This window comes from Ruminococcus sp. OM04-4AA, from assembly GCF_003462585.1.
GTDB lineage: Bacteria > Bacillota > Clostridia > Lachnospirales > Lachnospiraceae > Mediterraneibacter > Mediterraneibacter faecis.
Genome location: NZ_QTZH01000004.1, coordinates 66,683 through 85,994, shown reverse-complemented (window position 1 = coordinate 85,994; position 19,312 = coordinate 66,683). Strand labels below are relative to the sequence as shown.

General features: G+C 40.4%; 17 protein-coding genes. 2 read left to right on the top strand and 15 right to left on the bottom strand.

Annotation, left to right across the window (positions count from 1 at the left end; translation table 11 throughout):
- Positions 1 to 10: 10 nt before the first annotated feature.
- The gene (locus tag DXB52_RS02705) at positions 11 to 706 is read right to left on the bottom strand and encodes a response regulator transcription factor (RefSeq protein ID WP_015530100.1); all 696 of its coding nucleotides are present in this window, start codon (positions 704 to 706) and stop codon (positions 11 to 13) included.
- A gap of 274 nt (positions 707 to 980) precedes the next feature.
- On the opposite strand from DXB52_RS02705, the gene DXB52_RS02700 reads away from it, so the two are divergent.
- Positions 981 to 1,871: an undecaprenyl-diphosphate phosphatase gene (locus DXB52_RS02700; RefSeq protein ID WP_118106448.1), complete on the top strand. Its 891-nt coding sequence runs from the start codon at positions 981 to 983 to the stop codon at positions 1,869 to 1,871.
- A gap of 81 nt (positions 1,872 to 1,952) precedes the next feature.
- On the opposite strand, the gene DXB52_RS02695 is transcribed toward DXB52_RS02700, so the two are convergent.
- The 10 genes from DXB52_RS02695 to DXB52_RS02650 form a co-directional block, all read right to left on the bottom strand.
- On the bottom strand, positions 1,953 to 3,524 hold the full coding sequence (locus DXB52_RS02695; RefSeq protein ID WP_117961192.1) for an AAA family ATPase: 1,572 nt from the start codon (positions 3,522 to 3,524) through the stop codon (positions 1,953 to 1,955).
- Positions 3,525 to 3,667: 143 nt separating this feature from the next.
- On the bottom strand, positions 3,668 to 4,075 hold the full coding sequence (locus DXB52_RS02690; protein ID WP_117579439.1) for a hypothetical protein: 408 nt from the start codon (positions 4,073 to 4,075) through the stop codon (positions 3,668 to 3,670).
- Positions 4,076 to 4,209: 134 nt separating this feature from the next.
- Positions 4,210 to 5,502 (bottom strand): sensor histidine kinase, encoded by a 1,293-nt coding sequence (locus DXB52_RS02685; protein WP_181989148.1) that lies wholly within the window; start codon positions 5,500 to 5,502, stop codon positions 4,210 to 4,212.
- Complete coding sequence (locus tag DXB52_RS02680) at positions 5,492 to 6,223, bottom strand: LytR/AlgR family response regulator transcription factor (protein ID WP_118106444.1); 732 nt, start codon at positions 6,221 to 6,223, stop codon at positions 5,492 to 5,494. The genes DXB52_RS02685 and DXB52_RS02680 overlap by 11 nt, the downstream gene beginning before the upstream one ends.
- A gap of 210 nt (positions 6,224 to 6,433) precedes the next feature.
- A complete protein-coding gene (gene xylB, locus DXB52_RS02675) occupies positions 6,434 to 7,891 on the bottom strand; it encodes a xylulokinase (protein ID WP_118106442.1) in 1,458 nt (485 codons plus the stop codon).
- An 87-nt stretch (positions 7,892 to 7,978) separates the two neighbouring features.
- Complete coding sequence (locus DXB52_RS02670) at positions 7,979 to 9,463, bottom strand: L-fucose/L-arabinose isomerase family protein (RefSeq protein ID WP_117961194.1); 1,485 nt, start codon at positions 9,461 to 9,463, stop codon at positions 7,979 to 7,981.
- 100 nt (positions 9,464 to 9,563) lie between these two features.
- A complete protein-coding gene (locus tag DXB52_RS02665; RefSeq protein ID WP_117569828.1) occupies positions 9,564 to 10,178 on the bottom strand; it encodes a DUF4867 family protein in 615 nt (204 codons plus the stop codon).
- Between the two features lie 162 nt (positions 10,179 to 10,340).
- The gene (locus tag DXB52_RS02660) at positions 10,341 to 12,413 is read right to left on the bottom strand and encodes an efflux RND transporter permease subunit (protein ID WP_117961255.1); all 2,073 of its coding nucleotides are present in this window, start codon (positions 12,411 to 12,413) and stop codon (positions 10,341 to 10,343) included.
- Between the two features lie 175 nt (positions 12,414 to 12,588).
- A complete protein-coding gene (locus tag DXB52_RS02655) occupies positions 12,589 to 13,407 on the bottom strand; it encodes an AraC family transcriptional regulator (protein WP_117860646.1) in 819 nt (272 codons plus the stop codon).
- 19 nt (positions 13,408 to 13,426) lie between these two features.
- Positions 13,427 to 14,152, bottom strand: a complete 726-nt coding sequence (locus DXB52_RS02650; RefSeq protein WP_117860645.1) for a hypothetical protein — start codon at positions 14,150 to 14,152, stop codon at positions 13,427 to 13,429.
- Positions 14,153 to 14,464: 312 nt separating this feature from the next.
- Between DXB52_RS02650 and DXB52_RS02645 the strand changes: the two genes are divergently transcribed.
- Positions 14,465 to 14,893 carry an RrF2 family transcriptional regulator gene (locus DXB52_RS02645; RefSeq protein ID WP_117579447.1) on the top strand — a complete coding sequence of 143 codons (429 nt, stop codon included), beginning with the start codon at positions 14,465 to 14,467 and terminating at the stop codon, positions 14,891 to 14,893.
- A gap of 118 nt (positions 14,894 to 15,011) precedes the next feature.
- Here the strand turns inward: DXB52_RS02645 and DXB52_RS02640 are convergent, their stop codons facing one another.
- The 4 genes from DXB52_RS02640 to DXB52_RS02625 form a co-directional block, all read right to left on the bottom strand.
- Complete coding sequence (locus tag DXB52_RS02640; protein ID WP_117836674.1) at positions 15,012 to 16,196, bottom strand: MalY/PatB family protein; 1,185 nt, start codon at positions 16,194 to 16,196, stop codon at positions 15,012 to 15,014.
- An 11-nt stretch (positions 16,197 to 16,207) separates the two neighbouring features.
- Positions 16,208 to 17,359, bottom strand: coding sequence for a trans-sulfuration enzyme family protein (locus tag DXB52_RS02635; RefSeq protein WP_270370757.1), 1,152 nt, complete (start codon positions 17,357 to 17,359; stop codon positions 16,208 to 16,210).
- Positions 17,360 to 17,392: 33 nt separating this feature from the next.
- Positions 17,393 to 17,836: an RrF2 family transcriptional regulator gene (locus tag DXB52_RS02630; RefSeq protein WP_117860644.1), complete on the bottom strand. Its 444-nt coding sequence runs from the start codon at positions 17,834 to 17,836 to the stop codon at positions 17,393 to 17,395.
- An 80-nt stretch (positions 17,837 to 17,916) separates the two neighbouring features.
- Positions 17,917 to 19,224 (bottom strand): O-acetylhomoserine aminocarboxypropyltransferase/cysteine synthase family protein, encoded by a 1,308-nt coding sequence (locus DXB52_RS02625; RefSeq protein ID WP_055165845.1) that lies wholly within the window; start codon positions 19,222 to 19,224, stop codon positions 17,917 to 17,919.
- Positions 19,225 to 19,312 lie beyond the last annotated feature (88 nt).

Below are 19,312 nucleotides of genomic sequence, written 5' to 3'. Positions count from 1 at the left end.
TAATCCTTTCTTATGCTTTTTCGATTTTATATCCGACACCCCAGACTACTTTCAGGTAACGTGGGTCTTTCGGATTGATCTCTATTTTTTCTCTGATATGACGAATGTGAACTGCAACTGTGTTATCCGCACCAATTGCCTCTTCATTCCAGATGGATTCATAAATCTGATTGATTGAAAATACTTTTCCCTGATTCTTCATCAGAAGCAAAAGGATATTGTATTCAATCGGTGTCAGTTTCACAAATTCTCCGTCTACTGTCACCTGCTTGAGATCATCATTGATCTGAAGGCCACCCACCTTATAAATCGTCTCTTTTGGCTCCTGTGCTGTTCCGCCAAGCTCGTTAAATCTTCTCAGCTGTGATTTCACTCGTGCCACAAGTTCCAGCGGATTGAACGGCTTTGTCACATAATCATCCGCACCGATATTGAGTCCAAGAATCTTATCGGTATCTTCTGACTTCGCAGACAAAATAATGATTGGCAGACTGTTCTTCTCGCGGATCTTCAATGTCGCTCGGATTCCGTCAAGTCTTGGCATCATGACATCGATGATCAGAAGATTCACTTCCTCTTTCTCCAGAATCTCCAGTGCCTCGATTCCGTCATATGCTTTTAAGATCTGATATCCCTCCTGGGAAAGATAAATTTCGATTGCTTCTACGATTTCTCTATCGTCATCACATACTAATATTTTATACATTTTACATACCCCTCGATAATTGCTGACACCGATAACAGCGCAGCAACATAATTATCACATGATCAAGTTCTAACTATAGTATACATGATACTTGATGGTTTTTAAGAGATAGATTGGAAAAATATTAGAAATTTCTTAAATCGACGATTTAACAATTTAAATACTTTCTATTTCTTGCACATCTTTCATCAACGTTTTATAATAAGAAACCGTGAGCCGCTTTAGAACATAAGTATAGCTGCAATCCATCAATAAAAAGGAGTATAAATTAAGAATGATTGAATTTTTAAAATCCTTCCTCTTTGGAATTGTGGAAGGAATCACAGAATGGCTGCCGATCAGCAGCACCGGACATCTGATCCTTTTGAATCAGTTTGTGAAATTAGATGTTTCCGAAGAATTCTACAGTATGTTTGAAGTTGTGATCCAGTTAGGTGCGATTCTTGCCGTTGTCATCTTATTCTGGAACCAGATCTTCCCGTTTGGTGCACCGGAAGGAAGTCACACGGTCAGACGCCGTCAGGCAAAACATGCGCATAGAAAAAAGAAATCCGGAAATGGAATTTTAAGTTATGTGAAGATGGATATCATTATCCTCTGGCTGAAAGTCCTTGTTGCATGTATCCCTGCGATCGTGATCGGAATGCCGTTCAATGATCTGTTTGAGAAATGGTTTTACAATTACCCTTGCGTTGCGATTGCTCTGATTGTCTTCGGTATCGCCTTTATCATTGTTGAGAATAATCACAAGGGCAAACCTGCGAAGATCAACAGTATGGACGAACTTACTTATAAGACTGCATCTCTGATCGGACTTTTCCAGCTGATTGCTGCAATCTTCCCTGGAACATCCAGATCCGGTGCAACAATTGTCGGCGCTTTAATCCTTGGAGTATCCAGAACCGTTGCTGCTGAATTCACTTTCGTACTTGCGATTCCGGTTATGTTCGGTGCAAGTCTTCTGAAGCTTGTGAAGTTTGGCCTGAACTTTACCGGAACAGAGGCAATAATTCTTCTGATTGGTATGGTAACAGCATTTGTTTCTTCTATTATCGTTATTCAATTCCTGATGGGATATATTAAGAAACATGATTTCAAAGTATTTGGATATTACAGAATCGTGCTTGGTATTCTTGTGATACTGTATGCGTTGTTTTTAGCGTAGTTTGAAAAAGACGGGTAATGATGAGTTCCATTCACCATTCCCGTCTTTTTTAACTTACTTTCACTAGAGGTCCGTTTCCTTTTACTTAATATCTTCCTCTATTATACATTCATGTTTCTTCGTTTTTTTATTGTAATTTACTCCTACAAGAAGTATGTTTCCTTTGTATTCCTCTAAACTTTTACAATATTCTTTCTTCTTAATCTGTTCAATTGCACCGTTTGCGCTTTCATTCCATTTAAGTTCTACCACAAGTGCAGGTTTTTCCTGGAATTTTTTTCTAGGAAGAAATACAAGATCTGCAAATCCTTGTCCTCCGGCCAATTCTCTGTGAACAGTGTAAAAGTTTCTTGCAGCATATAACGCAAGTGATATCGTATAACTCAATGCATTTTCATCGTTATATTGCAAATGAGATGTCTCAAAATGTGCTTGTCTTATTCCCTCTGCTACTTGTACAGGACGTTTCTGCCAAATAGCATTCAATGTATCTGCCGAATTTTTCAATGCTTTAGAAACTTCACCCCAATCCGACACCGAAACGCTGCTAACGTATTCTGCTCTCACCTCATTATTTGGTATTTTCACTGTTTTATTATCGTAGTCATATGCCAGATATCCAAGATGGATTAATAAAGTAAGTACATCATCCTCTGTATGAAATGTTGCCATATCATTTGTAAAACTTCCTGTATTCACTGGAACACTTTCCCCGGCGATCATGCTTAACACGTCATCTCGCAATCCTTCAAAATTCATATCAATGTACATTTTTAAAGCTTCAAACGTTTCTGTCTGATTCCAGTAATTTCCAAATTTCCCAAATCGCATGCAGCTCACTACTGAACGTGGACTATAAACAGAAGGTGCTCCTTCAAAAGAATATCCGTCATACCAGCTTTTTAGCTCCTGCATGTCCATGCCATATCGTTCACACAGCTCGCTTACTTCTTCTTCTGTAAATCCGACATATTTCGCCAATGGTCCCGGATCAATCATGGAAAATTCATCAAACATATTCAACGCTGAATGTGTTCCATATTTTTTTATTGGAAGAATTCCTGTCATATAAGCAAGTGCGACATATCCTTTGTCTTTCAACAAATCTCTTAGAAAATCCAAATACTTTTCCTGCGCTTTTTTATCTGTTATATACTCTCTGAAAATGCAGTCCCATTCATCAATAATTACAACAAACGGTCTCTTTGTCTTATTATAAATATCCTGAAGAGTTCTCATTAAATTTGTTTCATCAAAGTATCGGAAATCCGGGTATTTATCTAACAAATCCCATATTACGCTCTTTTTAAGCAAGCTAAGCATTTCCTCCACATTGGAGCTTTGACTCAGGAATTCTTGCATATTAAGAAAGATCACATCATATTTATTCAAATGCTTTTCATAACTATCTGATGATGCTATTTTTAAATTTGAGAACAGCTCCCTTGAATCATACTCACACGTATAGTAGGCAGAAAGCATATTCGCAGCAATAGACTTTCCAAAACGGCGTGGACGACTGATGCAAATATAACTTTGTAATGTTTTAGCACTTCTATTTGTATATTCAATCAATCCCGTCTTATCAACATATATTTCTGAATTTACAACTCTTGCAAAAGTACTAATATCCGGGTTCAAATAATTTCCCATTTAATTTTTACCTCCATACAGTTCTCTTTCTGGCGATTATTTTTGGACACTCATGTTATTATTATACGACATAAAAGAAAGACGGGCAATGTTTTCCACACCCGTCTCTCCGGCAACCGTACAAAAATATCCATTTAGCCTACCTACATTTCATTGGCATAATAATCGCAAAACCATAATGTCTTGCCACGTTTGATTTCAAATGAATTTACATAAGCTCCTTTTCTAGTATTTTCAACTCTGTAAACTCCCGGAAATATTAATTCACACGTTGTATTTTTGTCACCATCATATACAATTCGAGTAATTGACATTTTCTCCCAAATTCTGAGATTTATAAAATAAAAGTTATCGAAATCTGAATTACTTGCTTCTCGTCTAAAAGGGAAATTGTTGTACTCATTCAACATGTGCGTTTCAAAGCTGTCTGCTCTACTCCCAAATTCGATCCAACCATCAGCCAGCATTATTGGTGGTGTAAAATAGAGTATTAAAACTATACACAATAAAATAACAATACTTATAATGTTCTTTTTATAATACTTCTTCACACGCTCACCCCCTTTTTTCCTGGCACCCACATTATGCCATAAAAAAGAAGCCTGTGCGAAAACATGTAATCAACTGCGGATTTCTCGTAGTCAAATGCATCAGTTTCTTTTCAGACTTCTTATTTTTGCTTTATTTAATTTTTCTGTGGCAGATAAATTATAAAATCCACCCTGAATTCCCAGTTTGCATAATCTATTTCCATATAACCATTATACTTCTTTATTATTTTCTCTACATTACTCAGTCCATATCCATGCTTCTGTTTTTCTTTCTTTGAAGTTAATATCTTATCATCCTTCAGGTAGATTTCTCCGCAATAAGTATTCGTGATCCGACCAATTAAACGCTCTTGACTGAACATAATCTTTATCGTCAATATTCGTTGTTCCCGATCAACTTTTTTCAATGCTTCCAAAGCATTATCCAATAGGTTTCCCAATAGCGTAACAAAATCTGCTATATCAATGTTTAACTGTTTCGGTACAACAATTTCTGTTTCTACTTTTATATTTTCACTCGCCACACTTTGAAGCTTATAGTTAACTAACCCATCAATAATTATATTTCCTGATGTACTATAAATTACCTTTCCTTTTATGAAACGAGAAAGTTGATCCAACTGTCTTCTTGCCTCTTCATCTTTTCCCTCTTCCAGTAAATGATTTAAAATAATAAGTTGATTACTCATATCATGTCTAAACGCCTGTAAATCTTCTGTAGAGCTTTGCATAATCTCACACTGTCTGCTGTATAATTCATTTTCCTTTTGTAACAAAGCCAGTTTTGACTTCTTTATATAATTTTCTGCTAATGAATCATAAAGATAAAATGCAATTATATTTACTGCAAACAGAAGTGATACTGAACCCACTGCTTCTACCTTAGTTAAATTGGTCTGATTTGCAATAATTACTTCTAATATCAATGTAGATACTGGAATCATAATGGAAGCTAACCAAAAAATCCAACCTATATTACGACCGTTTTTTGTCAATTTAATATTTTCAAGTAATAGAGTTTCACCATATATAACAATCCGTACAGCTATTACCCCAAAACTATCTCTGTAATCACCTTGCGAAAAAACAGAAAAATAAACATATCCCGTCATAGCGGCTGTAATTATTTCCGCTACTGCCATAAAGAGATACATATATATCACATAAATAATTCTTTTCTGAATACTTGCTTCATAAGTCAAAGAAATCATAAACATAGTAATCAGATTTATAATCAACGTGATCAATGGAATATTAAACCAAAAATAGAACAATGATGTTGCCACAAAATATAATAAATATGACAGCAAATTTAATGTTCTATTACATCTCCTACTTTCAAAAAATATTCTCATAAAACGATAAATAACAAATATTGTAAAAAAATTCGCCAGCAGATAAATTATATGATATGTATCAAATACCATGTACAAACCCTCCATTTTCAAAATGAAGCTGCATTCTCGCTATTTCCTCTTTTCTGCCTCTGGCAACAGGAATTACGTCACCATTTACCATAATAACCTGTTCTCCCTGAAAAGATCTGATATAACGATAGTTCACCAGATAAGATTTATGTGTCAGAATCATTCCCTGCCCTTTTAATTTGTCGCAGACTTCTTCCAACGAACCATAGAATTCGTCTTCTGACTTCTGCATTACAATCTTTACTTTTCTTCCGTTACTTTTAAAATACAGAATCTCACTCACACGGGCACAATACATATCGTGACCATATTTATAGTGAAATATATCATTCTTCTTCCCATAAATCCTGTTATACTTTTCAAGCGTAGCAATCACCATATTCTGGTCAAATGGCTTCTCTATAAAATTGAATGGTCTGAAGGCAAATAACTGACGGTCATATCCATCCTTTCCCGATACATATACAATCTGAGCTGCTTCATCTTTTATCTCATTTCTGATACAATCACTTACACTAATCCCGGTATCATCTGCGAGCTCAATATCCAGAAAATAGATCTGATAATTTTCCCCTTCTCGAAGTTTCCGTTTCAACACTTTCCCCGAAATGAAACTCTCCGTTTCAGCTTCTATATGGAGTATCCTGCAGGAATCGTTAATATAATTTTCCAGCAGATTACATATCTTTTCATCATCATCACAAACCGCAATTTTAAGCATTTCTTATCCTTCTATCCATTCATGTACTGTTATCTATGTTCATTTTTTCACTGTTTTAGCAAATACAACATATTATTTGTCTTGGGACACTCATGTTATTATTATACGACATAAAAGAAAGACGAGCAATGTATTCCACACCCGTCTCTCTGACCCGTCTCTCTGACCCGTCTCTCTGACCATCTTTCCGGCAAATTATGCTTGTTTCTTTTAAATAATTCCTTTCAATGCCGGATACAGTTCTTTAAATTCCTGATATCTTTCCTCGTACTTCTGCACCAGTTCTAGATCCGGTTCTTCTGTTCCTGTTACTTTCACAAGTTTCTTCGCAGCCTCTTCCACCGAATCAAATACGCCGCATCCAACTGCTGCCAGGATTGCCGCTCCATAGCCAGGACCTTCTTCGCTTTCGATCAGATCTACTTTCATATTCATCACATTTGCAATGATCTTTCTCCACAGCGGACTCTTTGCTCCACCGCCACAGATCTTTGTTCTCTCCGGATTCACACCAATACTTCTTGCAACTTCCAGGGAATCACGCAGTCCGAATGCAACACCTTCCAGCACAGCCTGTGTCATATCCTCTCTTGTGCTGTCCATAGACATTCCGATAAATGCTGCTCTTGCGGAAGGGTCATTATGAGGAGAACGCTCTCCCATCAGATACGGAAGATAGAACACATGGTTCTCGCCAAGCTTTGTAATTCCTGCCTGTTCTGCCGGATAATCCTTTGTCTTAAGGATTTCGTCCATCCACCATTTATTACAGGATGCCGCACTGAGCATACAGCCCATCAGATGATAGTTACCGTCTGCATGGTCAAAGGAATGCAGTGCATTGTTCTTATCTACTCCGAACTTCTTACTGGAAATAAAGAGTGTCCCGGAAGTTCCGAGAGAAATATTGCAGCCGCCGTCTCCGACTGTTGCCGTTCCAACTGCTGCCGCCGCATTGTCCCCGGCTCCTGCAATTACTTTTACATCCTCTGATACGCCAAGTTCTGCTGCGATCTCTGCTTTCAAAGTTCCAACGACTTCCCAGCTTTCATACAGCTTTGGAATCTGTGCCTCTGTAATACCACAGATCTCAAGCATTTCCGCAGACCAGCACTTATGCTCCACATCCAAAAGCAGCATTCCGGAAGCATCTGAATACTCTGTGCAAAAAGAACCTGACAGACGGTATGCAAGGTAATCCTTTGGAAGCATAATCTTCGCAATCTTTGCAAAATTCTCCGGTTCATTTTCCTTCATCCAGAGAATCTTCGGTGCTGTAAATCCGGCAAATGCAATATTTGCTGTATACTCTGAAAGCTTCTCTTTTCCAATCACCTGATTCAGGTAATCGGTCTGTTTTGCAGTACGTCCGTCGTTCCACAGAATTGCCGGGCGAATCACCTTGTCTTCCTTATCAAGCGCAACAAGACCGTGCATCTGACCTCCAAAACTGATTCCTTTCACTTGATCCTTATCAAAGCCTTCAAGAAGCTCTTTCAGCCCTTCCATACTCTGTGCAAACCAGTCTTCCGGTTTCTGCTCTGACCATCCCGGATGTGGGAAATATAACGGATATTCTTTTGATACGATATTCTTGATCTTTCCATTCTCATCCATCAGAAGAAGTTTTACTGCGGATGTTCCAAGATCTACTCCTACAAATAACATGTTGTTCCTCCTGTATAAAGACAGAGAGCCTTGCCGTTTCCGGCACGGCTCTCTGCCCGTTTTCTATGCTTATAACTTTCTATGTAATTAACCCCACGGATTCTCTGTTGGATATCTTACACCCTTCGGCTGGTTGTATCCGATCTCTTCAACCGGCACACCAATGTATTTAAATACTTCGAACAATGCTTTTCCAAAGTGTCCGAAAGCAACTGCTCCGTGATGTGGATAATTCTTTTCGATCAGTACGTGACGGTAGAATCTTCCCATCTCCGGAATTGCAAACACTCCGATAGATCCGAAGGATTTTGTAGCAACCGGAAGTACTTCTCCCTGTGCAACATAAGCACGAAGTACATTGTCAGATGTACTCTGCAGTCTGTAGAATGTGATATCTCCAGGTTTGATATCTCCTTCCAGTGTTCCCTGTGTAACCTCGATTGGAAGAGATCTTGCCATGATCATCTGATATTTCATTTCGCAGAAAGCAAGTTTGCCGGAAGCTGTATTTCCACAATGGAATCCCATAAATGTATCTTTCTGTGTATATGGGAATTTTCCTTCAATACTTTCTTTGTACATATCTGCCGGTACTGTATTGTTGATATCAAGAAGTGTTACTGCATCCTGGCTCACAGCGGTTCCGATAAACTCACTGAGTGCTCCGTAAATATCAACCTCACAGGATACCGGGATTCCCTGAGCTGTCAGACGGCTGTTTACATAACATGGAACGAATCCGAACTGTGTCTGGAATGCCGGCCAGCATTTTCCTGCAATTGCAACGTATTTTCTGTATCCTCTGTGCTCCTCAATCCAGTCTTTCAAAGTAATCTCATACTGAGCCAGCTTCGGAAGGATCTCCGGTTTCTTATTTCCTGCTCCGAGCTCTTCTTCCATCTCTTTTACAACGGCCGGGATTCTTTCATCGCCTTCATGTTTATTATAAGCCTCGAAAAGGTCAAGTTCAGAGTTTTCCTCAATCTCAACTCCGATATTGTAAAGCTGTTGGATCGGTGCATTACATGCAAGGAAGTTCAGCGGACGCGGTCCAAAGCTGATAATCTTTAAGTCACTTAATCCTACAACTGCTCTCGCAATTGGTTCGAACTCATGGATCATGTCAGCACATTCCTCTGCTGTTCCTACCGGATACTCCGGGATGTAAGCTTTTACTCCTCTGAGTTTCAGATTGTAGCTTGCGTTAAGCATTCCACAGTAAGCATCTCCACGTCCCTGTGTCAGATTGTCTTGTGTCTCCTCTGCAGCTGCAACAAACATCTTCGGTCCGTCAAAATGTTTTGCAAGCAGTGTCTCTGAAATCTCCGGTCCGAAGTTTCCAAGGTAAACAACTAAGGCATTACAGCCTGCTTTCTTTACATCTTCCAGAGCCTGTACCATGTGGACCTCACTCTCTACGATACAGATTGGACATTCATAGACTGTTCCCTCACCGTATTTCTTTGTATAAGCATCGATCAATGCTTTTCTTCTGTTTACGGAAAGGCTCTCCGGGAAACAATCTCTGCTCACTGCTACAACACCGATTTTTAATTCTGGCATGTTATTCATAATAAAATCCTCTCTTTCTTATCTTATTCACACTATTGCTTTCATTCGAAAATGTTATCCACATTTCAGCACTTCTGTTTGTGAACAACTTTCTTTCTACCTAAATATTAATATTCTCACCTTTTAATCCGCAGAATGCTCCTTCAATCTGTGCATCCTCATGCGCAATCAGCCATTTATTCATAGCTGCAAGAAGTCTGTTTTCTCCCTCTTTCGCTGTTTCAAATGGAAGCTCTTCATTCGTTCCTTTCGGCAGAACTACTACACAACGGAATCCACCTTCCTGTGCAGTACACGGTGCATAATGAAGTGTTGTCGCATACAGTTCTACACCGGTTCCTGCCGGAACAAAAAATGCTTCTACCTTGGCTGTATCATAGATATCGCCATCTTCAATATCCTGCTGCATTCCAAGAAGCAGGATCAGATCTGTCTGTGCGATATCAAATTCTGAACTTCTGTGATATTCCAGTGCATTCAGTTTATGGTTGTCTCCATTACAGTATCCAATCTGGATAGGCAGTCCGCCGAATCCTTTCTTGCAGATTTCAGCTGCTTCTGGAAGTACTTCCAACTCTTCAACAGACGGTACATAGACAACGTCTTTCGGAAGTGGTGTGTGTTCCATCTCTTTTAAAATCTTCTCAAAAGAGTATTCCGTGATGATCTTGCCATATTTTCGGAAAGATGCATCTGTTACATTCTGGATTTTCATGATGTCCTCCTGAATTTTCTTCTGTATCCTGTTTCGTTTGTTTCTATGGTCATTTTACCAACTCAAAAGGGCATTATCGACCAAATAATTAGCCAAATAATGCCCATTTCTTATCTTTTTAGTAATTCTTTTGTCGTTAATAGCATTCTATTCCACGCCCCATCATTCCTTCGGTGGCAGGAATCCCTTACTTGTCTTCACGATTACTTTATCAAATACCATGAACATAGACGGCAGTACGAAGATTACGACTACCATACTGATCAGTGCTCCTCTCGCCATCAGGATACACAGGGAACTGATCATATCGATATTGGAGTAAAGTCCTACACCGATCGTTGCTGCGAAGAAGCTTAGCGCACTTACCATGATGGACTGTGCGGATACGCGGTGCGCAGTTGTGATGGAATCGTATTTATTCGCGCCATGGTTACGCTCTCTCTTATAACGAGTTGTCATCAGGATTGCATAATCTACGGTGGATCCTAGCTGGATCGTTCCGATTACGATAGATGCCACGAATGGCAGCTTAGTTCCCATGTAGTATGGAATACCCATATTGACGAAAATCGCGAACTCAATAACGCCTACCAGGATGATCGGCAGTGAGATTGACTTGAACAGAAGCATAATGATCACGAAAATAATTCCGATTGATACTGCACTTACTGTCTTGAAATCTTTATCTGTAATGTCAATCAGGTCTGCTGTCAGAGGACCTTCTCCGATCAGCATTCCACCTTCATCATATTTATGAAGAATCGTATTCAGCTCTTTGATCTGGTCATTCAGTTCATCTGTTGCTACCTTATATTCTGAGTTCGCCAGTACAAGCTGGTACTTATCATTCTTTAATGAGCTTGTCACTGAATCCGGAATCATGCTTGCCGGTACGGACGGCCCGATCAGAGAGTCGAGTCCAAGTGCCCACTTGATTCCGTCCACCTTATCCATCTCATTCAGCATCTTGCCTACGTCCGCTGAATCTGTAGAGCTGTCTACAAGAATCATATGCGTCGTATTCATGTCATAGTCTTCCTTCAGTTTCTCATTTGCAATGATACTCGGAAGATCTTTTGGAAGTGTCTCATCCAGATTGTAGTAAACTCCTGTATGGTTATTTCCGTAAATAGCCGGGAATAACAGAACTACGAACAGTGCCACATAGATAGGATATCTCTTAGTAACCTTATCTGAAATCTTTCCGATATCCGGAAGGAATGGTTTATGCTTTGTCTTCTCAATGATCTTGTCACAGCACAGGATCATAGATGGGAGGATTGTTACACAAGCCAGTACTCCGAGGATAACACCCTTAACCATAACAATTCCGATATCCTTACCAAGTGTGAATGACATAAAACACAGTGCAATAAATCCGGCGATTGTTGTAACGGAACTTCCGATTACAGAGGAAAATGTCTGTGAGATCGCATGTGCCATTGCACGGTGTTTATCTCCATTGTAGCGAATCTGCTGTTCTTCGTAACTATGCATCAGGAAAATGGAGTAATCCAATGTTACACCCAGCTGCAGAACTGCTGCCAATGCCTTTGTAATATAGGAAATCTCTCCCATAAAGTAGTTACTTCCCAGGTTATAGACAATCGCGATTCCGATACTGAGCATGAAGAGGATCGGTACAAAGAATGATTCCATTGTAAGACCGAGCACGATCATCGCCAGTACAACCGCGATCAATACATACAGCGGTGTCTCTTTCTCCGCCAGCTCCTTCGTATCTGTAACAACAGCTGACATACCACTTAAGAAGCACTGCTCGCCCGCCAGAGAACGGATCTCGGAGATTGCCTCCATTGTTCCGTCTGAAGATGTTCCTTCATCAAAGAAGATTGCCATCATTGTTCCGGTCTCGGAGTTAAATGCATCATAAACCTTTGTTGGCAGCATACTCTTCGGCATACTGATATCTGCGATAGAATCATACCAAATAACCTCTTTTACATGATCTACCTTCTCAATCTTCTCTTTTAGCTTCGATACATCCTTATCTTCCATTCCATCGACTATAAACATCGAAAATGCACCTGTACCGAAATCATTTACCAAAATATCCTGCCCTTTCATCGTCTCAATGTTATCCGGCAGGTAAGTCAATACATCATAATTAATTCTCGTATGCAGATACCCCAATGCAGACGGAATCAATAATAAAATACTGAGAATCAGAATCGGCACTCTGAATTTTACTATCTTTTTTCCAAACTTTACCATCATATCCTTTTTCGCTTCCTTCCTCATATTCAGTTTATGACCATTGGTCATTTTAATCTCTTCTTGCACTATACAATAAAAATGACTAACAGTCAATATATTTTGTACTGTTAGTCATTTTTTCTTTTTATTTATATTCCATTTTCGTAACTGTTCAGAGCCAACCTCTAAAATGCTACCCATTTTCTTTATATTCGCTTGGAAGAATTCCGTATTTTTTCCGAAATGCCCTTGCCATCGCCTTGCTTCCGGAGAATCCGCTGCGAAGTGCTGTCTCAGTGATATTATATTTTCCGCCCTTCAGGTCTTTCATTGCATATTCCAGACGGATATTCTGTAAATAGCTCTTATATGTAATTCCCGCATACTTCTGAAACATCCTCGACAAGTACGTTGGTGAGTAGCCAAAAATTCTTGCCACTTCTTCCAGACTGAGCTCCTGTGCATAATTCTCTTTCATATAAGATGTGATTGCTGAAAGCTTGTTCAGATTCTTATTCTTCCTTACAAAAGCATCCTCAACTTCCGTCAGACGGTATTCTTTCACAAGGAGATATAAAAGATGATAAAAAATACTGTTCATCTTCATGTCATATCCACACTGCTTTTCACAATACGTCTTATACAGTTCTTCCAACAATTCCATAAAACGCGCGTCCTTACGTCCCGGTTCATGCGTAAACCAGATAAATTGCTCTCCTGTATAATATTTTTCAAAAACTTTCAACGGAATCTGAAGAACGATCGTCTCGTTTGGCAACGGAGAATCTACTTCATGAACCTCATTCGAATTCACAATCATAAATTCTCCCGCTGTCAGATGCCAGGTCTTCTCATCGATCTTAAATTCCAGTTCTCCGTCGCACACTGCAAAAATCTCAATCGATCTGTGCCAATGTTTTTCTCTATGGTAATGTCCTTCTCTGCCTTCAAATAAGAATAGTTTAAAAGAAAATCCAACTTCCGGAACGATCAATTCATGCGCAAACTGCATCTCTTTTATTCACCACACTTTAGGCTTTCGTCCACTTATGTACCGTATCTGTTCCCGGACTACATAATTCCACTGTAGATCCATCATCTGACAGTGTATAGACATATTCCAGTGTTCCACCGGAGATAACCAGATTCAGCCTCAATGTACCGTCTGTATTCTCTGCTACACAATATGTTCCCTTTGTCTCACCGGAGGAACTCTTGATCACAAGCTTTCCGTCCTTCTTTAATTTATATTCATTTCCGCTGTTGTCTGTCCACTTTCCGATCAGCCCCTTCGCACGGTCATCCGTCAGATCCAGAAGGTCTGTATCCGCCTGGAGGAACTTCATATCCTTTCCGCCATCTAGAGACTTCAGTACTATGCCATAGCCTGTATCATCTGTTGTAACCGCATACAGTTTACCTTCATCTTCGCCGTCCATTGTGATCTTGATCGTAATGTTGTTATCCTCATCAAATCCACACTCAAATGTCAGTCCGGCGTCATCCTTCGTTCCTGTTCCATCTTCTTTCAGATCATACACAGTATCTGTTCCAATCACCTTCCACTGTTTTGCCATAACTCTCTTAACAGAATCACTTGGAAGAACCGCGTTGTCTCCCATCTGTTCTTTCATCGCACTGCTTGCTTTGTCCACCTCTTCTGTCTTAGATGCAGCCGGTTCCGCTTTCTTCGTATCGCCACATCCTGTCATACACAATGTGCTTGCCAGAAGTAATGCTACTATTAATTTTTTCATATTCTCTCTCCAGTCTTGTTACTGTTCACATGATGTGCGACCAATAACCCAGTCTTTTCTGTCTGATCAGGAAGGCAGCATCCCGATCAGGACTTACAGTCTTTAGAGTATCACAAACGCGCTGTAAATTCCAGTAAAGTTAATACAATTTCACGGTTATTTCATTTTTAGACACACTCGTTTTCGTCTGTTTTCAACAAACTTTAATGCTTTTGCACTGTTTCACTTTACCTCGACAGCTTGTTTATTTTCTTAACATATGATACACTATTCACAATGTAAAATTATAGGTAACTTGGGAGGAAATAGGTTATGATTATCTCTACAAGAGGGCGTTATGCTCTCCGAGTCATGATTGATCTGTCTCAGCAGGATCCGGAATCTTACACACCGCTGAAAGAGATCGCAGCACGTCAGGAGATTTCTGAAAAGTATTTGGAAAATATTTTAAAATCTCTTGTCACACAAGGATTTATCCTTGGACTTCGCGGAAAGGGCGGCGGCTACCGCCTGACAAAATCTCCGGAAGAATACACTCTCGCTTCCATTCTTCATGCGACAGAAGGAAGCCTTGCGGCAGTAGCATGTTTGGAGGATCATGCACCGGAATGCGCACGTGCTGGTCAGTGTCCGACACGTCCGATCTGGGAAAAGCTGAATAATCTGATTGAAGATTATCTTGGAAGCATTACACTTGCTGACTTTCACAAAACGATCATTCCATGCAAGATTGAGAAGTAGCATTATTTCAGAGGGGAACGAAATAACAGCTGTTTCAAACAATGAAAGTTCAGATCTACATAGAAAAAGATGGCTAAGCATTGAGGGCGTTGCTTATCCATCTTTTTCTGTTTTCTTTTTATTTATTTTTCACTGCTTTTTCAATCCGATCCAACGCTTCCACAAGCGTCGCTCTCTGGCAAGCCACGTTGATCCGCTCAAAACCACTTCCAGGCTCTCCGAAGATCGCTCCTCCATCCAGCCAAACCTCTGCCTTATCTTCTATCAGTTCTTTTAGTTCCTTGTCTGAAAGCCCTAATGCCCGGAAATCCATCCAGACGAGATAGGTTCCTTCTGTCTTTGTCACCTTGATCTGTGGTAAATGTTCTGCCATCCATGTATGAAGGAAATCAATATTCGACTTCACATACTGTTTCATCGCCTGATACCATTCTTCGCCCTGAGTATACGCAGCGATCAGTGCAAAGATTCCGGGTGCGCCGACCTGACTATACCCGGCTGCAGTTACCTGATGCTGAAATTCCTTGCGAAGGCTTGCATTTGGAATGATAATATTGGAAATCTGAAGTCCAGCAAGATTGAATGTCTTCCCCGGGGAAGTACATGTCACTGTAATGTCTTTATACTCGTCCTTAAGATCTACAAGTACCTGATGCTTCCCTTCAAATACGAAGTCTGCATGAATCTCATCACTTACAATGATCACCTGATGCTTTAGGCAAATGTCTCCCAGACGCTCCACTTCTTCCCTTGTCCATACCCGGCTGACCGGGTTGTGTGGGCTGCAGAATAAGAATAATTTTACACCCTTTTCCACGATCTGGCGTTCAAAATCTTCGAAATCAATCGCATAAGATCCATCTTCCTTACGGATAAGGATATTGGCGGCCACTTTACGGTCATTGCTTTCAATCACTTCCCGGAATGGATAATAGACCGGATCCTGGATCAGAATATAATCCCCGGGTTCTGTATAAGCCTTCACCGCCATTGCCAGTGCAAAGACAATTCCCGGAGTCTTTGTGATCCACTCCTTGTCGATCTTCCATCCGTGACGGCGTTCCATCCAGGAGCTGACCGCATCATAATACTCCTGATCTGACTCTGTATATCCATAAATTCCATGCTCTGCCTGACGGATCAATGCTTCCTGAACGAAAGATGACGTCTTAAAATCCATATCAGCGACCCACAACGGAAAAATATCTTTCTTTCTCCCTCTTTCTTCTGCAAAATCATACTTCAGACTGTGGGTTCCTCTTCTCTCTACAGGCTGGTCAAAATTCAAATTCTTCTCACTCATTTTTACTCCTTTTATTGAAATGCCTGTTCCAGATCTTTGATCAGATCTTCAGCATTTTCAATTCCAACAGACATTCTAAGGAAATCTTCTGTGATTCCAAGACGTTCTCTTATCTCCACCGGCACATCACCGTGTGTCTGAAGCATCGGATATGTGATCAGCGATTCTACACCGCCAAGACTCTCCGCATAAGAGATCAGTTTCACGCTTTCAAGAATCTTCCTTGTACGTTCCACCGTATCTACACGGAAAGAAAGCATACTTCCTGCTCCCGTTGCCTGTTTCTTGTTTACCTCATATCCCGGATGATCTTCCAGCCCTGGATAATAAACTTCTGTCACTTCCGGTCTGTTTTTCAGCCAAAGTGCAATCTTCTTCGCATTCTCCTGCTGGCGCTCCAGACGCACTGATAAAGTTTTGATTCCGCGAAGCACAAGGAAACTGTCAAACGGAGACAGACTACAGCCAACTGTCTTATATGTATAACGCAATTTTTCCGACAGCTCTTTCCCTTTGACACAGACAAATCCTGCGAGAACATCATTGTGTCCTCCAAGAAATTTTGTTCCACTATGTACTACAATATCAGCACCCAACTGTAGCGGTTTCTGGAAATAAGGAGAAAGGAATGTATTATCCGCAAGAATCAGTAACCCGAATTCGTCTGCGAGTTTTCTCATCTCTGCAAAATCTGTAATCCTCATCGTTGGATTGCTTGGTGTCTCAATATAAAGTGCCTTTGTCTCTTTTCTAATATTCTTTCTTACAATATCAATATCTGAAGTATCTACATAAGAAAACTTTAATCCTCGCTTTTCGCCAATGCTTTTAAACATTCGCACAGTTCCGCCGTACAGATCTTCTGTACATAAAATATGACTGCCTTCTCCGAAAAGCTCCAGGCAGATTCCAATTGCCGCCATTCCTGTCGAGCACGCAATACTGTCATCTGCTCCTTCTAAAGAAGACATTACGCTTTCTAATTCATACCGTGTCGGATTGCTCTCACGAGAATAATCATATCCTGTACTTTTCCCGATTCCCGGGTGTGCAAAAGTTGCTGTCTGAAAAATGGGAACAGAGACTGCTCCGTATGGATGTTCCTCTACAAATCCTCCGTCCCCGTGAATACATCGTGTTTCAAATTGATAATTTTCTGCCATGCTGTCTGTCTCTGCTCCTTACGTTCCTCTCCACTAAATATAGTACATTCCCTCAACGGAATCCTGATATCCTTCGTATGCATCCACAAGATCCTTAAGCGTCATATCTTCCAGAATCTCCTGAACACAATCATTGATCCGGTCAATGATCAGATGCTGAATTGCTTCCTGATCTCCACGTCCCACGTTGTTTCGATCAACTTCATCTTCCAGATCATAAGTTCCTTCCAATGCCTCTACAATCTGCGCAACCGTGATTTCTTTCGGATCTCTCTCCAGAAAATATCCTCCCTGGGAACCTTTCATACTTTTTACAATATGACCCTTGCGAAGGGCTGAAAATACATGCTCAAGGTACTGAGCGGAAATGTCATTTCTCTGTGCGATACTTCCTAATGAAACCAGCTCTGTCCGTGAATTCACCGCCAAATCAATAAGAGCACGCAGTCCATATCTGCTTTTCTTTGATAATTTCAAACGCTTCTACTCCTTTCTTCTAAGCACTATAGGAGCAGCTTTTACTGCTCCTACTTCTTACAGATTTCTCTGATTCTTATTTACTGAATTGCTTTGAATGCCTCATCCAGATCCTGGATGATATCATCAATATTCTCTGTACCGATAGACAGACGGATTGTGTTTGGCTTGATTCCCTGATCAAGAAGCTCTTCCTCTGTGCACTGGCTGTGTGTTGTTGTAGCCGGGTGGATAACAAGTGATTTCACATCCGCTACATTTGCAAGCAATGAGAACAGTTCCAGGTTATCAATGAAATCCTGAGCTTTCTTAGAATCACCTTTGATCTCAAATGTGAAGATAGAACCACCGCCGTTCGGGAAATATTTCTTATAAAGTTCCTGCTGTTTCGGATCTGGATCTACAGATGGGTGATGTACTCTCTCAACCTGTGGATGATTGTTCAGATACTCAACAACCTTCAGTGCATTTTCCACATGACGCTCTACACGAAGGGAAAGTGTCTCAAGTCCCTGCAGGAAGATAAAGGAACTGATCGGAGAAATTGTTGCTCCTGTATCTCTCAAAAGGATTGCTCTGATCTTTGTAACAAATGCAGCCGGTCCGCAAGCCTTTGTAAAGCTGATGCCGTGGTAGCTTGGGTTCGGATCTGTCAGTGACGGGAATTTTCCTGAAGCCTCCCAGTCGAACTTACCGCCCTCGATGATAACTCCACCGATTGTTGTTCCATGTCCACCGATGAACTTTGTAGCAGAGTGAACAACAATGTCAGCACCATACTCGATTGGTCTTACAAGATAAGGTGTTGCAAATGTATTATCTACAACAAGCGGGATTTTATGCTTATGTGCGATATTTGCGATTGCTTCAATATCAACTACATCTGAGTTCGGATTACCAAGTGTCTCGATGTAAACAGCTTTTGTATTCTCCTGGATTGCATTCTCAACTTCTTCCAGATTGAAAATGTCAACAAATGTTGTTGTAATTCCATAATTCGGAAGTGTATGCTCAAGAAGATTGAAAGATCCTCCATAAATATTCTTTGCAGATACGATGTGATCTCCCTGCTGAGCCAAATTCTCAATTGTATATGTGATTGCTGCTGCTCCGGATGCCACTGCAAGTGCTGCTGTACCTCCTTCAAGTGCTGCGATTCTCTTCTCAAACACATCCTCTGTCGGGTTTGTCAGACGTCCGTAAATATTTCCTGCGTCTTTCAGTCCGAAACGGTCTGCTGCATGCTGGCTGTTGCGGAACACATAAGAAGAAGTCTGGTAGATTGGTACTGCTCTTGCATCTGTCACCGGATCCGGCTGCTCCTGACCTACGTGAAGCTGTAATGTTTCAAATTTAAAATTTCTGTCTTTTCTCTCTAATTTTGCCATGGGTTTATTCTCCTTTTTCTAATTCCTGTTTTGTATTCTTATTCCACAGCTAAAGCTGTTCGAAAGTTAAAATCTTACTTAGTTAATG